Source organism: Serratia surfactantfaciens (genome assembly GCF_001642805.2).
Classification (GTDB): domain Bacteria; phylum Pseudomonadota; class Gammaproteobacteria; order Enterobacterales; family Enterobacteriaceae; genus Serratia; species Serratia surfactantfaciens.
Window position 1 is genome coordinate 759,170 of record NZ_CP016948.1, and the last position, 16,908, is coordinate 776,077.

Genomic DNA, 16,908 nt, shown 5'->3' on the forward strand with positions numbered 1-16,908 from the left:
GCCTATCATGAACATTTACCTCTCTATGGCCGCGTTTGCGCTGGCGGCCTCCATCACCCCCGGCCCGGTCAACATCGTCGCATTGAGCGCCGGGGCGCAATTCGGCTTTGGCGCGACCCAGCGTCACGTGTTCGGCGCCACGCTGGGGTTTACCCTGTTGTTGGTGCTGCTGGGATTGGGCATGCACCAGCTGCTGATCCTGTGGCCGGCGTTGACCCGCTTGATCCAGTGGGCCGGCGTGGCCTTCCTGCTGTTTATGGCTTATCGCCTGGCGTTTGATGATGGCAATTTGGGCCGCGGCGCGGCGCGGCCGCCTTCCTGGCGCTACGGTGCGCTGATGCAATGGCTGAACCCCAAGGCGTGGCTGGCGTCGGTGGCCAGCCTCGGCGCCTTTGTCGGCGACGGCGATTGGCTGCTGCTGTGGCAGTTCGCCGGGCTCTACTTCGTGATTTGCTATGTTTCGGTGGCCTGCTGGGCCTATGTCGGCGCGATGCTGCGCGGCCTGCTCAGGCAGGCGCGCAACGTGCAGCGTTTCAACCGCGCGATGGCGCTGCTGTTGGCGGCCAGCGCCTGCTATCTGCTGGCTGAGGGTTTTTGATACTGGCCCGGCGTGGCGGCCAACAGCTGTTTGAAGGTGCGCTGAAAGTGCGCCTGATCGGCAAAACCGCTTTCGCTGGCGGCGGCGGCGATCGGCAGGCCGCTTTTCAACAGGCGGTGGCCGTGCTGCACGCGGCGATTGACCAGATAGGCGTGCGGCGTCATGCCGTAACGCTGGCGGAAGGCGCGGATCAGGTAAGAGGGCGACAGGGCGGCGGCGCGGCAAATGTCTTCCAGCGTCAGTGCCTGGGTGCAGTGCGCGTCGATGAACGCCGCCGCCGCTTCCAGCCGGGGATGCGGCGTTGTTTCGGGATGGCGGATGTCACCCAGCGCGCGCAGCAGGGCGCTGAAATACTCCACCATGGCGATCTGCTTTTCCAGCGCGCCGCACTGCGGAGTCGTCAGTAGCGCGTACAGCCGGTTCAGGCCGCTGAACAGCTCTGGATCGCGGCTAAGCGGTTGGCTAAAGGGGACAAAACGGTCGCCGTCGCCGCCGAGCAGTTCCTGCTGCAGTGCGCCGATCCAGGCGAGATCGAGATAGAACATGATGTACGACCAACGGCGGTCGGCTATCGGGTTGCAGGCATGCGCCTGCTGCGGGTTGATGATCACCAGATCGCCGGCGCCGACCTGCATGCGCCGCTCGCCGTTGACATAGGTGCTGATGCCGCCGGTGATGGCGCCGATGGAAAAGAATTCGTGGCTGTGCAGGCTGTAGCACACCTGGCGGCCATCCTCGATGGCGCGTGCTTCGACAAACGGCAACTGCGGATCGCGCCAGAACTGCGGCGTTTTTTCACTCATACGCTTTCCTTTTCACTGCGGCGGCATCACAGTGTTATAGCCTGAAAGCGACGAGAGGGGGAATGGCGGATGATGATTTTTAACGTGTTCGGCCGCCTGGTGGGCGTGAAGCGCATCGGGGACGAATGGCGGCTGTTCCGCGTGACGCTGCCGGAGCGCAAGTATTCCCCCAACTACGATATCGTGCTGCCGGCCGAACTGCGCGAAGAGGAGATCGCCGGCTATCTGGGGGATATCTATCACGAGGCGGCGACGCCGCAGCGGCCGGACGTGTTTCGCGTCGAATAGCGCGGCGCGTTACTCTTCCGTATTGCGCGCCATCATCCGGCGTTGGTGCTCCTCGCTGGCGGCCTGGATCTCTTCCAGCACCGAGCCGACGTCGGCGCGCTTCTGGATTTCGCTGAACCGGCCGCTGAGCACGCTGTCCGGCGTCAGGTTGCCTTCCTGATACAGCGCCCAGATCTCTTTGGCGTATTGGCTGTCGCGCAGCTCCGGTGCGAACTGACCGTAATACTCCGCCAGATTGCCGATATCGCGCTCGAACATGCTTTTGGCGTGGTTGTTGGCGGCGGCGTCCACCACCTGCGGCAGATCGATGATCACCGGCCCGTCTTTATCCATCAGCACGTTGAATTCCGACAGGTCGCCGTGCACCAGCCCGGCGCACAGCATGCGCACCGCGTAGTTCATCATCAGGGCGTGATCGGCGCGCGCCTGTTCCGGCGTCAGGGTAACATCGCTCAGGCGCGGCGCCACCAGGCCTTCTTCGTCGGTGATCAGCTCCATCAGCAGCACGCCGTCCAGGCAGATATCTGGCTGCGGCACCCGCACTCCGGCCTTGGCCAGCAGATACAGCGCGTCCACTTCGGTGTTTTGCCAGGCTTCCTCTTGCTGCTGGCGGCCGAATTTGGAGCCTTTGCTCATGGCGCGCGCGTCGCGGCTGTTGCGCACCTTGCGCCCTTCCTGATAGTGAACGGCCTGCTTGAAGTTGCGCTTCTCGGCCTCTTTGTACACTTTGGCGCAGCGGATCTCATCGCCGCAGCGCACGATAAACACGTCGGCTTCTTTGCCGCTTTTCAACCGGCGGATGACTTCGTCGATTAACCCGTCATCAACCAGCGGCTGGAGTCGTTTTGGAATTTTCATGCAGCCTTGTACCCTATTTAGGCTCCGGTGTGAATGGCTTGCGCAGTTGATAGCGTAAGTTAGACCCGAAAGGCAAACATTAGTTTTGCCGCCGCGTCATCATTACGCGGCGGCGGGCGCTCACAGGCTGGCGGCCGGCACCCAAACGCTGACGCTGCCGGCATTGACCGGGAAATGGGCGCTGCCCTGATCGTCGGTAGTGATTTCTTCCTGGCGGTTGCCGAGGAAATCGCGCCAGGCGGTGTGCGCCAGATCGGCGCCGAGCGCGACCGTCTTGCCGCTCTCGCCGCCGTTGGTCAGCACCACCACGCAGCCGGGGGCCTCGGCGGTGCCGGCGCGGCTGAAGGCCACGCAGTGGCTGTCGTCGAAGTAGTCGGTTTGTGGGCCGTTGGCGAAGCGCTGGCGAGCGGCGATCAGTTTCTCCAGCTCCGGGATCGCCGGCATGTCTATTTGGTATTCGCCGCCGTCGCGCCCTTTGTCGCGGTAGCTGGCGCCATACAGGTCTGGGTAAAACACGCAGGGCACGCCCTGTTCGCGCAACAGGATCAGCGCGTAGGCCAGCGGTTTGAACCAGGGTTCCACCGGCGCTTCCAGCGACTGCAGTGGCTGGGTGTCATGGTTGGCGACCAGCGTCACCGCATGGGCCGGAGCGGCGGCGGTCAGGGTATCGGTGAAGATCTGTGCCATGTCGAAGCCGTCGCCCTGTTTCGACGCCTGATGAAACTTCAGGTGCAGCGCCACGTCGAACAGCATCACCTTACCGTCCACCAACTCGATGTATTGTTGCAGCGCGCTGAGATCGTGCGACCAGTATTCGGCAACGATAAACAGGTCGCGTTGCGCACTGCCGCGCACGTGATCCGCCCACTCTTTGAAAAACCAGGCGGGAATGTGTTTGGCGGCGTCGAGGCGGAAGCCGTCGCACGGCAGGCTGTCCAGCAGCCAGCGCGCCCAGTATTTGAGCTCCTCCGTCACGGCGGCGTTGCGGAACTCGACGTCGGCGCCCATCAGATAGTCGTAGTTGCCTTTCTCGTCGTCGACCTGATTGTTCCAACCGTCGTCGCCATAGTCGTTGGCGATTTTGAATACCCCTTTGTCGTCCGGTTGCTCAACGTAGTCGACGCCGCCGAAGCATTTGTAATCCCAGATGAATTCGGAGTGCATGCCCCGGCGGCCGGGGAAGGTGAAGCGGGTATAGGCCAGCGCGTCGAAGCCCTGGTCGTCGATGTTATTGCGGTTGTTGGCATCCACTTTGAACACGTGTACCCGTTCTTTTTCGTCCGCGCCGAGCTTGTGGTTGAACACCACGTCGTAGATCACCCCCACGCCGTGTTCGCGCAGGGTAGTGGCGGCATGTTCGAGCGCCGCCCTGTCGCCGTATTTGGTGGCCACGCTGCCTTTCTGGTCAAATTCGCCCAGGTCGAACAGATCGTAAGTATCGTAGCCGACGGAGTAGCCGCCGGAAGCGCCCTTATAGGCGGGCGGCAGCCACAGGGCGGTGATGCCCAGTTCGGCGAGGTGCGGGGCGCGTTCGGCGGCCTCCCGCCACAGTTTGCCGCCGTCGGGGTAATACCAGTGGAAAAATTGCAGCAGGGTGGTTTTTTGCGTCATGAGCCAGCGTCCCGGTTAGCCAGAAGGAGAGGAGCAGTTAAAGCATGGGCTACTTTTGGCAAAAGGGACAAGTTTGGCATAGGCGGCCCGAGAAGGCCGCCCGAGAGACTGCTTAACGCTGGCTGGCGTAATGAGGTGAACGTGGGCCATAAAGAATGGCGCCGTTCTGACCTGTCGCCGATAACAGACGGGTGTTGGCGATGGCGCCAACATCAAATCCTTTGTCGCTGATGGTATCGGCGATTTGTGAAATCGCGGCGCTGATCACCATGCCCAGTAGGCCGCCGGAGTTGTTGTTGCCTTCGTTGCTGGATGCGGTGGCGGTGCCGGCCCATAACTGTTTACCGTTGCGCAAATCGACCAGACGAGCGGCGACGGTAACGCGGGTTTCGCTGCTGATCACCATGTAGCTGGTGCCGTATTGCGTGACATCCAGGTACAGCACGGTGTCGGCGCCGAAAATCTGGTGCAGTTTTTTCGGACTGACGGCGCGAATGTCGTTGGCGTTGGTTAGACCGTTTTGCAGGAAGGTTTCTTCCACCACGGCGACCGGCAGCACATAGTAACCGGCCTCGGCTAACGGCAGGGTGGCGCTGGCGAGTACGCTGTGGCTGGCTTTGATATCCGGCGACTGGTTAACCGGCGGCAAGACCAGGATCGACTTCGGTTTGCTCTCATGGAACGCCGCATAATCATAAGGCGTCTGCTTGGCACAGCCGCTTAGCAACAGGGTGGCGGCAACGCCGAGTAAAGTGAGTACACGCTTCATTTAAAACTCCCCTTATCCCTGGCCATCAGAAAATTCATAAACGGCGCCGATTCCGGGAACAGCGTTTTTTCCGTGTTGAATTCACTCATTGCTTGTCCGTCGTTGCCGGTTTTGCTGTACAGCAGCCCCAGTTGCGCATGCAGACCTGGTGGTACGGCTTTATCCTTGGCGCGGGATTTCTCGACGATCTCTTTCAGCGTGGCGATCTGCTGCTCAGGGCTTTGCCCCTCCTGCTGGTAGTATTGATAGAGAGAAGTTTGGTAGCCATCCCAATTATAAAGCGTTTTCGGCGCGGCGCAGCCGGCCAGCAGGGTCGCTGCAAACAGCGCCCCGCCCATTTTTTTAGTTATCATCTTTCTGCTTCTATTCCGTTAGTTAGCAGGGCGCCATGCGCCGTTTTCGATACCGGTGACCAGGTTATTGACGGCTTCACGCACGGCCAGGTCCAGCACCTTGCCGTTAAGGGTGGAGTCGTAGCTGGCGGTGCCCCCGAAACCGATGATTTCGCGATTGGACAGTTCGTATTCACCGGCGCCCTGAGAGGAAAAGACGACTTCTGAGGTCTGTACGTTTACGACGTTCAGATTGACTTTGGCGTAAGCGACTTGTGATTTACCACGGCCCAAAATCCCCCACAGCTGATGATCGCCGACTTCTTTACGGCCGAATTCGGTGACATCGCCGGTAATCACATAATTGGCGCCTTTCAGCGTTTGTGCCTTCCCTTTAATGCCGGCTTCAGTTTTCAGCTCTTCCATGTTGGCGCGATCCAGCACGTTGAAACGGCCAGTCTGCTGCAAATGCGTGATCAGGATAGTCTTGGACTGATTGCCCAGTCGATCGACGCCATCGGAGAAGATGCCGTTCATGTAGCTGGAGCGGTTGTCGAATTTACCGACGGCGATAGGGCTGCGTGGGCCCTGATAAGTGGTGTTGTAGGAAGCTACTTTTGGCACTTCCAAAGTGCGAGAGGATTCGGTCGCACAGCCCGCCAGCAAAGTGACGGAAAGGGCGACGGAACAGACGGCGAGTGATTTTTTCATTGGCATGCAATCTCTCCATGAGCATAAAACAGCGCGGGAGCAACCCGCGCCCGACGTTGATATAACGAGCGTTGTCGTCGTTATAGAAACGCCGCGATCCTGCCATGAATATGTAACAAATTACAACAAGATATCGGCATTAATGCTGCTATTAACATTGTTGTAACCTGTTGGAATGCAATGGATTAGTATCGATTTTCTCTCTTCATTACAGCGTTTTTCACGATTGTGTATTTTTTGTCTGGGTTATTGTCTTTTTAATCGTAAATACATGGCTATTAATCCTGAAATATTTTAACTAACCAGTTTGTTGTATTGATTAATGTTACGTTTTGCATCAGCTCCTGTGTTATTCCGGGGTTCATGGCGGCTTGATGATCCGGTAAGGTAGTAAAAATTAGGTAACACTATCAACTAAGTGTTATTTTTCATCGGTAGAGAATCGGGGATATCAATTGTGAACATCAGGGATTTCAGAGCATTGGCGCGCAGTTTGGTCAGAGAATTCGGCATGTTGAACAAGCAGAGCAACGGCTCGCGCTTTTCGCCGCTGCAGATCCATCTGATGATCGAAGTCAGCGAGCAGCCGCTCGGCGTCACGGAGTTGGCGGCCCGATTGTGCATTGACAAGGCCAGCGCCAGCCGGGCGTTGCGCAGCCTGGTCGCCGCCGGCGTGATAGAGACGGTGGATCATCCGGATGACAAGCGGCACAGCCTCCATCGGTTGAGTAAACCGGGCGGCAAGACGCTGGCCGGCATCGAGAACGACGCCGACGGTTTTATGCAGGCGGCGCTGGCGCAGTTGGACGACGATGAGCTGGCGAGCACCACTGCGGCGATGAAAAAGATGACCGCGGCGCTGCGCAGCGCGCGCAAACAGCGCGACGCCAACCTGCGGGTACGGCCGATCGCCGCGCGCGACGATGCGGCGATGGCGGCGATCATTCGCGGCGTGTTTCGCGAGTACGGTATGGACAAGATGGAGGGGGTCAGCCTGCACGATCCGGATCTCGATCGGTTGACCGGCCTGTATCGCGACAACGGCGGCCGCTATTGGGTGCTGGAGCGGGACGGGCAGGTGGTGGGCGGCGTCGGCATGGCGCCGCTGGCCGGCGAAGAGCCCGGCTATTGCGAACTGCAGAAACTGTTCTTCAAACCCGGCGCGCGCGGATTGGGCATGGCGCGCCATATGGTGGTGCAGGCGCTGAAGGCGGCGCGGGCGGCGGGTTATCGCTACTGTTACCTGGAAACCACCGAGCAGTTGAAAGAGGCGATCGGGTTGTACTACGCGCTCGGTTTCACGCTGCTGACGGAGCGGCGCGGCAATACCGGCCACCACGGCTGCAACGTGTGCATGCTGAAAAATCTGCAGAACGACGATATGTGAGCGGTTTCAAGGTTAGCGCCCGCGCCTTGTGTCACCCTGTTAACCGTTTGATAACAATCATAACGTTTTATCAGGGAGGAGAAGGATGTTGGGGGATCCGATGGCGCTGTCTGCGCTGGTTACGCTGGTGGTCATTGTGCTCTGGGCCAGCGCCCGTTTACCGGAGTATGTGGTCGCGCTGCTGTTCTTCGCGGCGGTGATGGTGTTGCAGCTGGCGCCCGCCGCGGTGACCTTTTCCGGTTTTGCGTCTTCCGCATTCTGGCTGGTGCTCAGTGGCTTCGTACTGGGCACCGCCATCCGCAGCACCGGGCTGGCGGATCGCCTGGCCAACCGACTCTTGCCGCATCTGTCCGGTTCCTGGCTCCGCCTGGTGGGCGGCGTAGTGGCGATAAGCTATGCGTTGGCGTTTGTCATGCCTTCCAATATGGGGCGCATCACGCTGCTGATGCCGATCGTCATGGCGTTGGCCGAGCGCGCCGGGCTGGCGGAAGGGTCACGCGGCCGTATCGGTTTGGCGCTGGCGGTGGGGTTCGGCACCTTCCAGCTCTCCGCCAGCATTCTGCCGGCCAACGTGCCCAACCTGGTGATGAGCGGCGCGGCGGAAAATGCCTACGGCAGCCACTTCGCTTATCTCACTTATCTGCTGCTGCACGCCCCGGTTCTCGGGGTAGCCAAAGGCGCGCTGCTGACGCTGTGCATTTGCGGCCTGTTTCGCGCCCGGCCGCAGCCGGTGGCGGCCATGGCGGCGCAACCTCCGCTCAGCGCCGCCGAATGGCGGCTGATCGCGCTGTTGGGCGTCACGGTGCTGCTGTGGATGACCGACAGCTGGCACGGCATCGCTCCCGCCTGGGTGGGGTTGGCGGCGGCGTGTTGCTGCCTGCTGCCGCGCATCGGTTTTCTCAACGGCGAGCAGTTCGCCGTCGGGGTCAACGTGCGCACCTGCATCTATGTCGCGGGGATCTTGGGCCTGACCGCGCTGGTCAGCCATTCGGGTCTTGGCGATCGGCTGGGCGGCGTGCTGTTGACGGCGATACCGGATCTGCACGGCAAGCCGTTCACCGCGTTCGGCGCGTTGGTGGGGATCACCGCATTGCTCAATTTCGTGGTGACCGCCAATGGCGTGCCGGCGCTGTTTACCCCGCTGGCGGAGGCGCTGTCGGCGGGCAGCGGTTTACCGCTGCTGACGGTGCTGATGACCCAGGTGATCGGTTACGCCACTCCGCTGCTGCCGTATCAGGCTGCGCCGATCGTGGTGGCGATGGGGATGGGCAAAGTGCCGGCGCGCGAGGGGCTGAAGCTGTGCCTGTTGCTGGCGCTGCTCAGCTTCGCGCTGCTGGTGCCGTTGGACTATTTGTGGTTCAGGCTGCTGGGGTGGATCCCGTAAACAACCCCGCGCCGCCGGCAAAACAATCTTCGTCCAGCGTCAGGGTAGCGATTTTATGCACCGGCCCGCGCATGCTGACCTGAAAGTCGCCGCTGAAGGCGATCTGCAGCTCGCCGCCCGGCATCCGTACGCTGACCCGATCGTCGACTCGTCCCAACTTGCGCATCACGCTGGCGGCGGCGCAGCTGCTGCTGCCGGAGGCCAGGGTGAAACCGGCGCCGCGCTCCCAGATGCCGATGCGCAGCGTCTGGCGATCGACCACTTCCACCAGTTGTACATTGGTGCGTTTCGGGAACAGCGGATGGCGTTCAATCTGCGGCCCCAGCCGGCGCACCTGTGCCAGATCCAGTTTTTCAACCGGCACCACGCAGTGCGGGTTGCCCATCGACACCAGCGACACCCTCAAGGTCTCTTCCTCCAGCGGCAACGGGTAGTTCAGCGCCTCCGGCAGATCGATCAACGCCGGCAGGGCCGCCGGGCTGAAATTGGCGCGCCCCATCTCCACGGTGATCTGATGCGGGTCTTCCGCTACCTGGCAGCGCACGTCGCCGCCGGCGGTGTGCACCAGAAACGGTTGATGCCCTATGCGGCCGCTGTCGAACAAATAGCGCGCGTAGATGCGCAGACCGTTGCCGCTTTTCTCCGCTTCGGATCCGTCCGGGTTGATGATGCGCAGGGTGGGATTGACGGCGTCGCCGCTGTCGATCAGCAGGCCGTCGGAACCGACGCCGTAATGCGGATGGCACAGCAGACGAATTTGCTCCTGATTCAAGCGGTCGGCGACCGCACGGTGACACACCAGGTAGTCGTTGCCCAGCCCGTGATATTTGTGGAACAGCAGGGGAGTCATGGCGTTGCTCGGCTCAGCAAGAAAAGGTGGCTACAGCTTACAACAGAATGTTGGCGTCAAAACAAACAAAAGGCGGCCTAAGCCGCCCTTTTGCACTATTGCCGGTCTGGCAATTAATTGTAGATGATCGCGGTGCCGTGCAGCTTGTTGTCACCGGTGGTCGCGATGATCTGGAAGGATTTTGCGCCCGCCGCGTCGGCTTTGGCCGCCAGTTTGTTCTCCAGGCTGCTCAGGTCGGATGCCCCGCTGACGGTGACGACGCCGGCTTTTTGCAGATCGGCCGGTTGAGCGTTGACCAGTTCGGCGGCGAAGCTGCCGAAGGAGACGGAGGCCAGTGCGATGGCGGCGATGGTCATTTTCAGGTTTTTCATGGTCTTATTTCCTATCTATGTTCTTTACAATGTTTGTTTGGTAAGGTCGTTAAATTAATTAACGATCGATAATTTAATGTTAGATGCCGGTTTGACGGATTGCAAGTATTTTTTTAACGCTCGTTAATTAATTTTTTCTTACGCCCTGGCGTGGTGAGCAGAAAGTCGTGCAGTCCGTGAGTGTAATGCTTTGTTATTGATAGATTTCAGCAGTGCCGTGTAGCTGGTTGTTACCACCGGCGCCGATGATGCGGAAGGATTTTGCACCGGCCTGATCGGCTTTCGCAGCCAGGCTGCTTTCCAGTGAGGTCAGATCGGACGCGCCGCTGACGGTGATGACGCCCACTTTCTGCTGGTCGGCCGGTTGGCTGCTGACTAAATCAGCGGCGAAACTGCCGAAGGAAACGCTGGCCAGGGCGAGGGCTGCTAGAGTTAATTTTAAGTTTTTCATGATGTTAATTCCTTTCCGATAACGGTGAATAGAGGGTGTTAATCCGGTTCGCTAATTTTTCTTAACGATCGATAACTAAATGCTAATCGGTTCTCGACGAGCGCGCAATATTTTTTTATAATGATCGTTAAGTTATTTGTGCTAACCCTGCCGTGGAGCGGGATAGGAGAGGAGCGATGAGCATCAATGAAACGGTCTGCGGCAAGAAAAGCCGTGGCAGACCGAAACAATTTGATCGCGACCGGGCGCTGGAAAGCGCGCTCGATCTGTTCTGGCGGCACGGTTATGAAGCCACTTCGCTGGCCGATCTGGTGGAAGTGACCGGCGCCAAAGCACCGACGCTGTATGCGGAGTTCGGCAACAAGGAAGGGATGTTCCGCGCGGCGGTGGAGCGCTATCTGCAAAAATATACCGCCTGCACCAACCAACTGTTGGAACAGGCGTTGCCGGTGGCCGAGATCGTCGAGGCCTACGTGCGTTCTTCCGTCGAAGTGTTTACCGACCCCGATACGCCGTCAGGCTGCTTTATGGTGTGTGCCTCCGCCGCGCTATCGTCCGCTTCCGACGACGTCGCCCAGATGCTGCGCAAGAAACATCATGCGCAGGAAGCGGCGCTGAAAGCCTGCTTCGATCGCAAGGTGCAACAAGGCGAACTGCTGGCGAAAACCGACACCGCGCTGCTGGCGAAATACGTGATTTGCACCATTGAAGGCATGTCGGTGCAGGCGCGCGAAGGGGCAAACCGGGGCGATCTGTTGCGGTTGCTCGAGGCGCTGATGCTGGTGTGGCCGCGGCTCAGCCAGATAGGCAATAAGGTGTAATAACGGGCCCGGTTTTCACCGGGCACCGTAAAGCATTACTGATTGACCGGGATCACCGCGCCCTGGTACTTCTCGCGAATAAAGTCCTGAATCGGCTTGGAGTGCAGCACCTTCACCAGTGCCACGATCTCCGGTTTGTTCACGTCGGCTTTATGCACGGTGATGATGTTGGCGTACGGGTTGTTTTCGCCGCTTTCGACCGCGATCGGGTCTTTGGTGGGATTCAACCCGGCGTCGATGGCGTAGTTGGCGTTGATCACCACCGCGTCGCCTTCGTCGTTGTTGTACATCTGCGGCAGCAGCGCGCCCTCAACGTTGGCCTGGAACTTCAGGTGTTTCGGGTTTTCCACCACGTCGGCGATGCGCGCGTCCACCTTGCTCACCCCCGGTTTCAGCTTGATCACGCCTTGCTGTTCAAAGATTGACAGGATACGGCCTTCTTCCGCCACCGCGTCGCGCATGATGATTTTGCCGTTGTCCGGCAGATCTTTCAGGCTTTTGTACTTCTTCGAGTAGATGCCGATAGGCTCGATATGGATCGCGCCGGCGCTGACGAAGTCGTAGCTCTTGTCATCGGCATGGTCTTTCAGCACCGAGTTCAGGTAAGGCACGTGCTGGAAGTAGTTGGCGTCGATGTCGTGGCTGGCCAGGGCGGTGTTCGGCAGAATGTAATCCTGAAAGCGCTTGATCTGCAGATCGATGCCTTCCTTCGCCAGTATCGGTTTGGCCTGTTCGAGGATTTCGGCGTGCGGCACGTTGGAGGCGCCGACCACCAGCTTGGTCGCCGCGGCGGCGCCATAGGAGGCGAGGGTGGCGACGGAGGCGAAAGCCAACATCAGTAGGTGCTTTTTCATCATCGTTTTCCTTGGTTAATTAACGTTTGTCGAGCGTTCTTGTCAGGGTGTCGCCAATAAACTGAATGACGAAAACGATCAGCAGAATCGTCAGCGTCGCCACCAGCGTCACGTCACTGTGGTTGCGTTGGAACCCTTCCAGATAGGCCAGGTTGCCCAGGCCGCCGGCACCGATCACCCCGGCCATCGCGGTGTAGCTCACCAGTGCGATCAGAGTGACGGTGATGCCGGAAACCAGCGCCGGCGAGCTCTCCGGCAGCAAGACGCGGAAAATCAGGGTGCGGTTTTTGGCACCCATCGAGCGCGCCGCCTCGATCACCCCTTTGTCAACCTCGCGCAGCGCAATCTCCACCAGCCGGGCGTAGAACGGCGCCGCACCGACGATCAGCGCCGGCAGGGCGGCGTCGGCGCCGAGAATGGTGCCGATCAGCGACTTGGTGAACGGAATCAGCAGTACGATCAGAATGATGAACGGAATGGAACGGAAGACGTTGACCAGCACGGAGATCAGCGAGTAGACCGCTCGGTTCTGCAACAGCTGCCCTTTCGAGGTTAAAAACAGCAGCACGCCGAGCACCATACCCAGCACCAGCGTGGCCAAACCGGCGAGACCGGTCATGTACAGCGTTTCCCAGGTGGCGTCCCACAGTTGATCCAGACGCAGGTGGGGGAACAGGGATTCAATCATGTTGGATAACCTCGACGGCGATGTTTCTTTCGTTCAGCAACTTGAGCATGTCGGCGACCTGTTGTTCGTTGCCTTCGGCGTGGATGTACAGTTCGCCGTACGAACCGTTGAGGGTGTGGCTGATCTTGCCGTGCAGAATGTTGACGGTCAGGGCGTAGCGTCGGATCACCTCGGAAATCACCGCCTGATGGGTTTGCACGCCGACGAAGGTCAGCTTGAAGATCGCGCCCGGTAGGTGGGCGGTGAGCCGTGGGTTGAAGCTCTCTTCGGCGTCCGCATATTGCGACACCTGTTTGACGAACTGCCGGGTGATCGGCTGCTGCGGTCGGGTGAAGACGTCGAGCACCGGGCCTTCTTCGACGATGCGGCCGTTCTCCATCACCGCCACGCGGTGACAGATCTTGCGCACCACGTGCATCTCGTGGGTGATCAGCACGATGGTCAGTTTCAGCTGGCGATTGATGTCCAGCAGCAGATCGAGAATGGCGTCGGTGGTCTGCGGATCGAGGGCCGAGGTGGCCTCGTCGCACAGCAGTACGCTCGGGTTATTGGCCAGCGCGCGGGCGATGCCGACGCGCTGTTTTTGGCCGCCGCTGAGCTGCGACGGGTAGGCGTCTTCGCGCCCCTGCAGGCCGACCAGCGCGATCAACTCCGCCACGCGCGGCGCAATCCGCGCCTTGGGCACGCCGGCGATCTGCATGGAAAACGCGATGTTCTGGCTGACTGTGCGCGACCACAGCAGGTTGAAGTGCTGAAACACCATGCTGATTTTCAGCCGCGCCTGGCGCAGATGGCTGCCTTTGGCGCGGGCGATGTCGAAACCGCCCACCTCAATGCGGCCGCGGGTCGGTGTTTCCAACCCGTTGAGCAGGCGGATCAGCGTGCTTTTACCGGCGCCGCTGTAGCCGATGATGCCGTAAATTTGCCCGGCGTCTACCGCCAGACTGACGTCGTCTACCGCCACGACGGGGCCCTGAGTGCTGTCAAAAGTTTTGCAAACGTTCGAAAGAACGATCATAGCGAAGCGAATCCTTATCGATACATCACAGCATTCCGTCCGGAACGCGTTGCGCCGGACAGGGATAGTTCGGCTTATCGGCGGGGCACAGCCCGGCGGGAAGTGGCGGACGGAACCGCTGTTGCGGGTGAATACCGGGCAATCCTACCGAGGGTTTATAGTGACAGGAAGAATGTAAAATCTATTACTTATTCTTGTTTGATATATATAACGGCGGGCGAAAGGTGGAGGGGAAAAACCGGCCGCAGGGCGGCCGGCGATGGCGGGCTAGCGTTTGTCCAGCTTCATGTGCAGCAGCGGGAACGGGTTGCCCTGGCCGTCGAGCGGCGAGCGGCCGGTGATGACAAACCCATAGTGGCGGTAAAAGCCGCTGGCCTGCGGATTTTGCTCGTTCACGTCCAGCTGCAGCTCATCGTGCAGCGTTTCCGCGTGGGTCAACAGCGCTTTGCCCACGCCTTGGCCGCGCTGATCGGCATCGATAAACAGCATCTCCACCTTGTTGCCGTTCAGGCCGATAAAGCCGCAGGGATGCCCCGGTCGGTCTTCGGCCACCCAGACGTTCACCGCGGGCAGGTAGTCATTCAACACCAGCGGGAACAGCTGCGCGATGTTGTCTTCGGTTAAAAAATGGTGGGTGGCGCGCACCGAACGCAGCCAGATATCTGCCAATTGCGCGTTGTCTTCCGCCGCGCGTGCTCTGATGGTAATCATCGAACTCTCTGCTATCTAAGTTGAAGGAAAAGAAACTAGATAGAGGTTTTGTGGGGTTAGTGCCGAATTAACGTGGGTTAACGCCCTGCAAAGCGCCTCTGCAGTGGATCGAATAAGCCCGCCTTCTTGCAAGCGGTATAACAACTGTAATTCAGCAAGTTAATGCTTTCAACCGCCCATGGCGCAATGAGGCGTTCGCCGCATGATACACTGGCCGCTGAACCAGCAAGAGGGCGGCAGGATGGAAGCGGTACGCGCAGCGATAGAAAAACAGGTACTCAGCCTGACCGGGCTGGCGCTCGGCGGCGTCGACTTCGAGAACCCGCCGGGCGATCCGGGGTTGTTCGGCCCGCAGTCGGTCATCTGGCAGGTACACCGCGATTTCACCCCGATGCTGTGCGGCGGCGTCAGCGCCTTGCTGCTGCAAATGCTGCATCCGCTGGCGCTGGCCGGGGTGTGGGATCACTCCAACTTCCGCGAAGATATGATTGGCCGCCTGCGCCGCACCAGCCAGTTCGTGTCGGTCACCACCTTTGGCCCGACCGCCGAGGCGGAGCGGCTGATCGCCAAAGTCAAAGCCATCCATCTGCGGGTGACCGGCGTCGGCAGCGACGGCACGCCTTATGCCGCCAGCGATCCGGCGCTGCTCACCTGGGTTCACGTGGCGGAGAGCAGCCGTTTTCTGGCCAGCCACCTGCGCTACCGTAATCCCCATCTTTCCCGCGATTTACAGGATCAATACTATCGCGAAGCGGCGCGGATAGCCGCTGCGTTGGGGGCGACCGCCATCCCCCAGTCCTGCGCGGAGGTCGAAGAGTACCTGCAGACGATGCGGCCGCAGTTGGTGTGCGACGAACGGACTCAAGAGGTGGCACGCATTCTGCTGAAGGCGCCGGCGCCGAGCGCATTGGCGCGCCCGCTCGGCAGGGTGGTGATGCAGGCGGGCATCGATCTGTTGCCCGATTGGGCGCAGCGGCAGTTCGGTTTTCAGCCGGGCGCGCTGCGGCGGCGGCTGGTGCGAACGGGCGCCGCAGGCCTCGGCAAGGTGCTGGGCGCGTCGATGCGCAACGGCTCCTATCAGCGCGCGGTGCGGCGCATTACTCAGCCGTCATAAGCCACAGCCGCTATAATTAGTCTTTGTTTATCTTCGTTTACGGCCGCTTTTGAGACTTTTACGGGTGATCCGGCCAGTAATGCGTTTTACACTTGGGGGCAAAGCCACATTCCATTTTTGGCGCGCAGCCGATTCTGCCGCGCCCTGACCCTATTGAGGTGATATGAACGAATCATACGTACTTGCTGAAGTCAGCAATGAGAACCAGACGCTGGTCGCGGTGGTTCAGCAAGATCACCGGGCAGCCTATTTTTACATCTATCCCGCCGAAGCCTACAGCGATCGCTATCAGGTGCGTGCCTGCTGGCTGCGCAATCTGGCCGCCGCGCCGCTGCAGGAAGATCGCGCCGCGCTGGAGCAAGGGCAGCCGCCGATGTTGGCGGCGGAGTTTTGCCGCAACCTGGAAGGGGAAGCGCCGCTGAACCCGGAAGGGTTGATGGTGGTGTGGAGCGAAAGCGACGACGGCGCAGCCCTGTGGTATTACGGCCAACTGCTGGCGGTGATCCCCGGCTGGAGCCTGTATATCGACCATTCGGTGTGCTATTCCGCCAGCTGCATCAAGGAGAGCCCGTTGGCCTATCCGCTCGGCTCGGCCTCGACCAACACGCAATATGCGCAGGCGGAGAGCACCCGCCAATTCTGGCGCAGCTGGCAGCGTGAAGAGGGCAATCCGTGGCCGAAGATGCAGCGCGATTTTCAGGCGCGCTATGAGCAGCATTTCGGCCCCTCGGTAAAATACTACGCCATCGATCAGGGCAAGTGGCCGCCGATGGCCATCACCCAGCACGAGCGCGACGGCATTTATTACTTTCTCACCATGGGGGTCAGCATCCGGCCGATGCCGTGGGTGGAGATCCTGTTCAACGACGAGGCTTCGCGCTATCGCCGCATGGAGATGGCGATCGCCATCGACAGTCAATACATGACCGAAGACAACGCGGTGCAGATGGCCAGCGCGCTGGCCGGTTTCGCGCACGCGCCGTGGGCGCGGCTAACCTGGATCGGCGAAGGGCATACGCTGGAGTCGGACGTGGCGCCGCTGGGCTACGAGGGCTATATTTTATCGTCGTCCTTCTACCCATATAACGCGCACCTGGCTTTGCCGCAGCAGTACGGCGACCCGGTGAACCTGTTCTGGGCCAGCCCGGTGTTTACCGCCGAACGCCAACTGGCGCACGCCACGCCGAACGGCGGGCACGATCTGGTGAACCGGCTGCGCGAGCAGGGCGTCGACCATATTTTCCGCCCGCGCCAGCCGGTGTGCTGATGCGATTGACTCTTCAGGAGCT

Annotated in this window: 20 protein-coding genes; 7 read left to right on the top strand and 13 right to left on the bottom strand. The window is 60.1% G+C overall.

Annotated features, from left to right (window positions below; translation table 11 throughout):
- The first annotated feature begins 7 nt into the window (after positions 1-7).
- Positions 8-598 carry a LysE family translocator gene (locus ATE40_RS03625; RefSeq protein ID WP_063918975.1) on the top strand — a complete coding sequence of 197 codons (591 nt, stop codon included), beginning with the start codon at positions 8-10 and terminating at the stop codon, positions 596-598.
- On the opposite strand, the gene ATE40_RS03630 is transcribed toward ATE40_RS03625, so the two are convergent.
- Positions 574-1,401 (bottom strand): AraC family transcriptional regulator, encoded by an 828-nt coding sequence (locus ATE40_RS03630; RefSeq protein ID WP_063918976.1) that lies wholly within the window; start codon positions 1,399-1,401, stop codon positions 574-576. The genes ATE40_RS03625 and ATE40_RS03630 overlap by 25 nt on opposite strands.
- Positions 1,402-1,470: 69 nt before the next feature.
- On the opposite strand from ATE40_RS03630, the gene ATE40_RS03635 reads away from it, so the two are divergent.
- The gene (locus ATE40_RS03635) at positions 1,471-1,689 is read left to right on the top strand and encodes a DUF7661 family protein (protein ID WP_019453902.1); all 219 of its coding nucleotides are present in this window, start codon (positions 1,471-1,473) and stop codon (positions 1,687-1,689) included.
- Between the two features lie 9 nt (positions 1,690-1,698).
- Here the strand turns inward: ATE40_RS03635 and ATE40_RS03640 are convergent, their stop codons facing one another.
- From ATE40_RS03640 to ATE40_RS03660, 5 genes are all read right to left on the bottom strand, one after another.
- Positions 1,699-2,547 carry a PA4780 family RIO1-like protein kinase gene (locus ATE40_RS03640; RefSeq protein ID WP_019453901.1) on the bottom strand — a complete coding sequence of 283 codons (849 nt, stop codon included), beginning with the start codon at positions 2,545-2,547 and terminating at the stop codon, positions 1,699-1,701.
- A gap of 120 nt (positions 2,548-2,667) precedes the next feature.
- Positions 2,668-4,158, bottom strand: coding sequence for an alpha-amylase (gene amyA / locus ATE40_RS03645; protein ID WP_063918977.1), 1,491 nt, complete (start codon positions 4,156-4,158; stop codon positions 2,668-2,670).
- 112 nt (positions 4,159-4,270) lie between these two features.
- The gene (locus ATE40_RS03650; protein WP_060421088.1) at positions 4,271-4,927 is read right to left on the bottom strand and encodes a DUF799 domain-containing protein; all 657 of its coding nucleotides are present in this window, start codon (positions 4,925-4,927) and stop codon (positions 4,271-4,273) included.
- The gene (locus ATE40_RS03655) at positions 4,924-5,280 is read right to left on the bottom strand and encodes a DUF4810 domain-containing protein (RefSeq protein WP_060421091.1); all 357 of its coding nucleotides are present in this window, start codon (positions 5,278-5,280) and stop codon (positions 4,924-4,926) included. Before ATE40_RS03655 ends, ATE40_RS03650 begins: the two co-directional genes overlap by 4 nt.
- 18 nt (positions 5,281-5,298) lie before the next feature.
- The gene (locus ATE40_RS03660) at positions 5,299-5,970 is read right to left on the bottom strand and encodes a CsgG/HfaB family protein (RefSeq protein WP_004939528.1); all 672 of its coding nucleotides are present in this window, start codon (positions 5,968-5,970) and stop codon (positions 5,299-5,301) included.
- Between the two features lie 481 nt (positions 5,971-6,451).
- On the opposite strand from ATE40_RS03660, the gene ATE40_RS03665 reads away from it, so the two are divergent.
- Complete coding sequence (locus ATE40_RS03665) at positions 6,452-7,357, top strand: bifunctional helix-turn-helix transcriptional regulator/GNAT family N-acetyltransferase (RefSeq protein ID WP_084799111.1); 906 nt, start codon at positions 6,452-6,454, stop codon at positions 7,355-7,357.
- 85 nt (positions 7,358-7,442) lie between these two features.
- Positions 7,443-8,741 (top strand): SLC13 family permease, encoded by a 1,299-nt coding sequence (locus ATE40_RS03670; RefSeq protein WP_063918979.1) that lies wholly within the window; start codon positions 7,443-7,445, stop codon positions 8,739-8,741.
- On the opposite strand, the gene dapF is transcribed toward ATE40_RS03670, so the two are convergent.
- From dapF to bhsA (ATE40_RS03685), 3 genes are all read right to left on the bottom strand, one after another.
- The gene (dapF, locus tag ATE40_RS03675; protein ID WP_063918980.1) at positions 8,716-9,591 is read right to left on the bottom strand and encodes a diaminopimelate epimerase; all 876 of its coding nucleotides are present in this window, start codon (positions 9,589-9,591) and stop codon (positions 8,716-8,718) included. The two genes, ATE40_RS03670 and dapF, sit on opposite strands and share 26 nt — an antisense overlap.
- Positions 9,592-9,704: 113 nt before the next feature.
- Positions 9,705-9,962 (bottom strand): multiple stress resistance protein BhsA, encoded by a 258-nt coding sequence (gene bhsA / locus ATE40_RS03680; protein WP_004939517.1) that lies wholly within the window; start codon positions 9,960-9,962, stop codon positions 9,705-9,707.
- 193 nt (positions 9,963-10,155) lie between these two features.
- On the bottom strand, positions 10,156-10,413 hold the full coding sequence (bhsA, locus tag ATE40_RS03685) for a multiple stress resistance protein BhsA (protein WP_019454708.1): 258 nt from the start codon (positions 10,411-10,413) through the stop codon (positions 10,156-10,158).
- A 176-nt stretch (positions 10,414-10,589) separates the two neighbouring features.
- Between bhsA (ATE40_RS03685) and ATE40_RS03690 the strand changes: the two genes are divergently transcribed.
- Entirely contained in the window at positions 10,590-11,234 is a 645-nt protein-coding gene (locus ATE40_RS03690) for a TetR/AcrR family transcriptional regulator (protein WP_019454707.1), read from the top strand.
- 35 nt (positions 11,235-11,269) lie between these two features.
- On the opposite strand, the gene ATE40_RS03695 is transcribed toward ATE40_RS03690, so the two are convergent.
- The 4 genes from ATE40_RS03695 to ATE40_RS03710 all read right to left on the bottom strand — a co-directional run bounded on the left by ATE40_RS03695 (position 11,270) and on the right by ATE40_RS03710 (position 14,505).
- Positions 11,270-12,088 (bottom strand): MetQ/NlpA family ABC transporter substrate-binding protein, encoded by an 819-nt coding sequence (locus ATE40_RS03695; protein ID WP_019454706.1) that lies wholly within the window; start codon positions 12,086-12,088, stop codon positions 11,270-11,272.
- A 19-nt stretch (positions 12,089-12,107) separates the two neighbouring features.
- Positions 12,108-12,776, bottom strand: a complete 669-nt coding sequence (locus ATE40_RS03700) for a methionine ABC transporter permease (RefSeq protein ID WP_019454705.1) — start codon at positions 12,774-12,776, stop codon at positions 12,108-12,110.
- Positions 12,769-13,794 carry a methionine ABC transporter ATP-binding protein gene (locus ATE40_RS03705; RefSeq protein WP_019454704.1) on the bottom strand — a complete coding sequence of 342 codons (1,026 nt, stop codon included), beginning with the start codon at positions 13,792-13,794 and terminating at the stop codon, positions 12,769-12,771. The genes ATE40_RS03700 and ATE40_RS03705 overlap by 8 nt, the downstream gene beginning before the upstream one ends.
- Positions 13,795-14,061: 267 nt before the next feature.
- Positions 14,062-14,505 carry an acetyltransferase gene (locus ATE40_RS03710; protein WP_004939500.1) on the bottom strand — a complete coding sequence of 148 codons (444 nt, stop codon included), beginning with the start codon at positions 14,503-14,505 and terminating at the stop codon, positions 14,062-14,064.
- 241 nt (positions 14,506-14,746) lie between these two features.
- Here ATE40_RS03710 and ATE40_RS03715 point away from each other — a divergent pair, with 241 nt between their 5' ends.
- Both ATE40_RS03715 and ATE40_RS03720 read left to right on the top strand, forming a co-directional pair.
- Positions 14,747-15,619: an oxygenase MpaB family protein gene (locus ATE40_RS03715; protein WP_025160004.1), complete on the top strand. Its 873-nt coding sequence runs from the start codon at positions 14,747-14,749 to the stop codon at positions 15,617-15,619.
- A 163-nt stretch (positions 15,620-15,782) separates the two neighbouring features.
- Entirely contained in the window at positions 15,783-16,886 is a 1,104-nt protein-coding gene (locus ATE40_RS03720; RefSeq protein ID WP_063918981.1) for a suppressor of fused domain protein, read from the top strand.
- Positions 16,887-16,908: the final 22 nt, after the last annotated feature.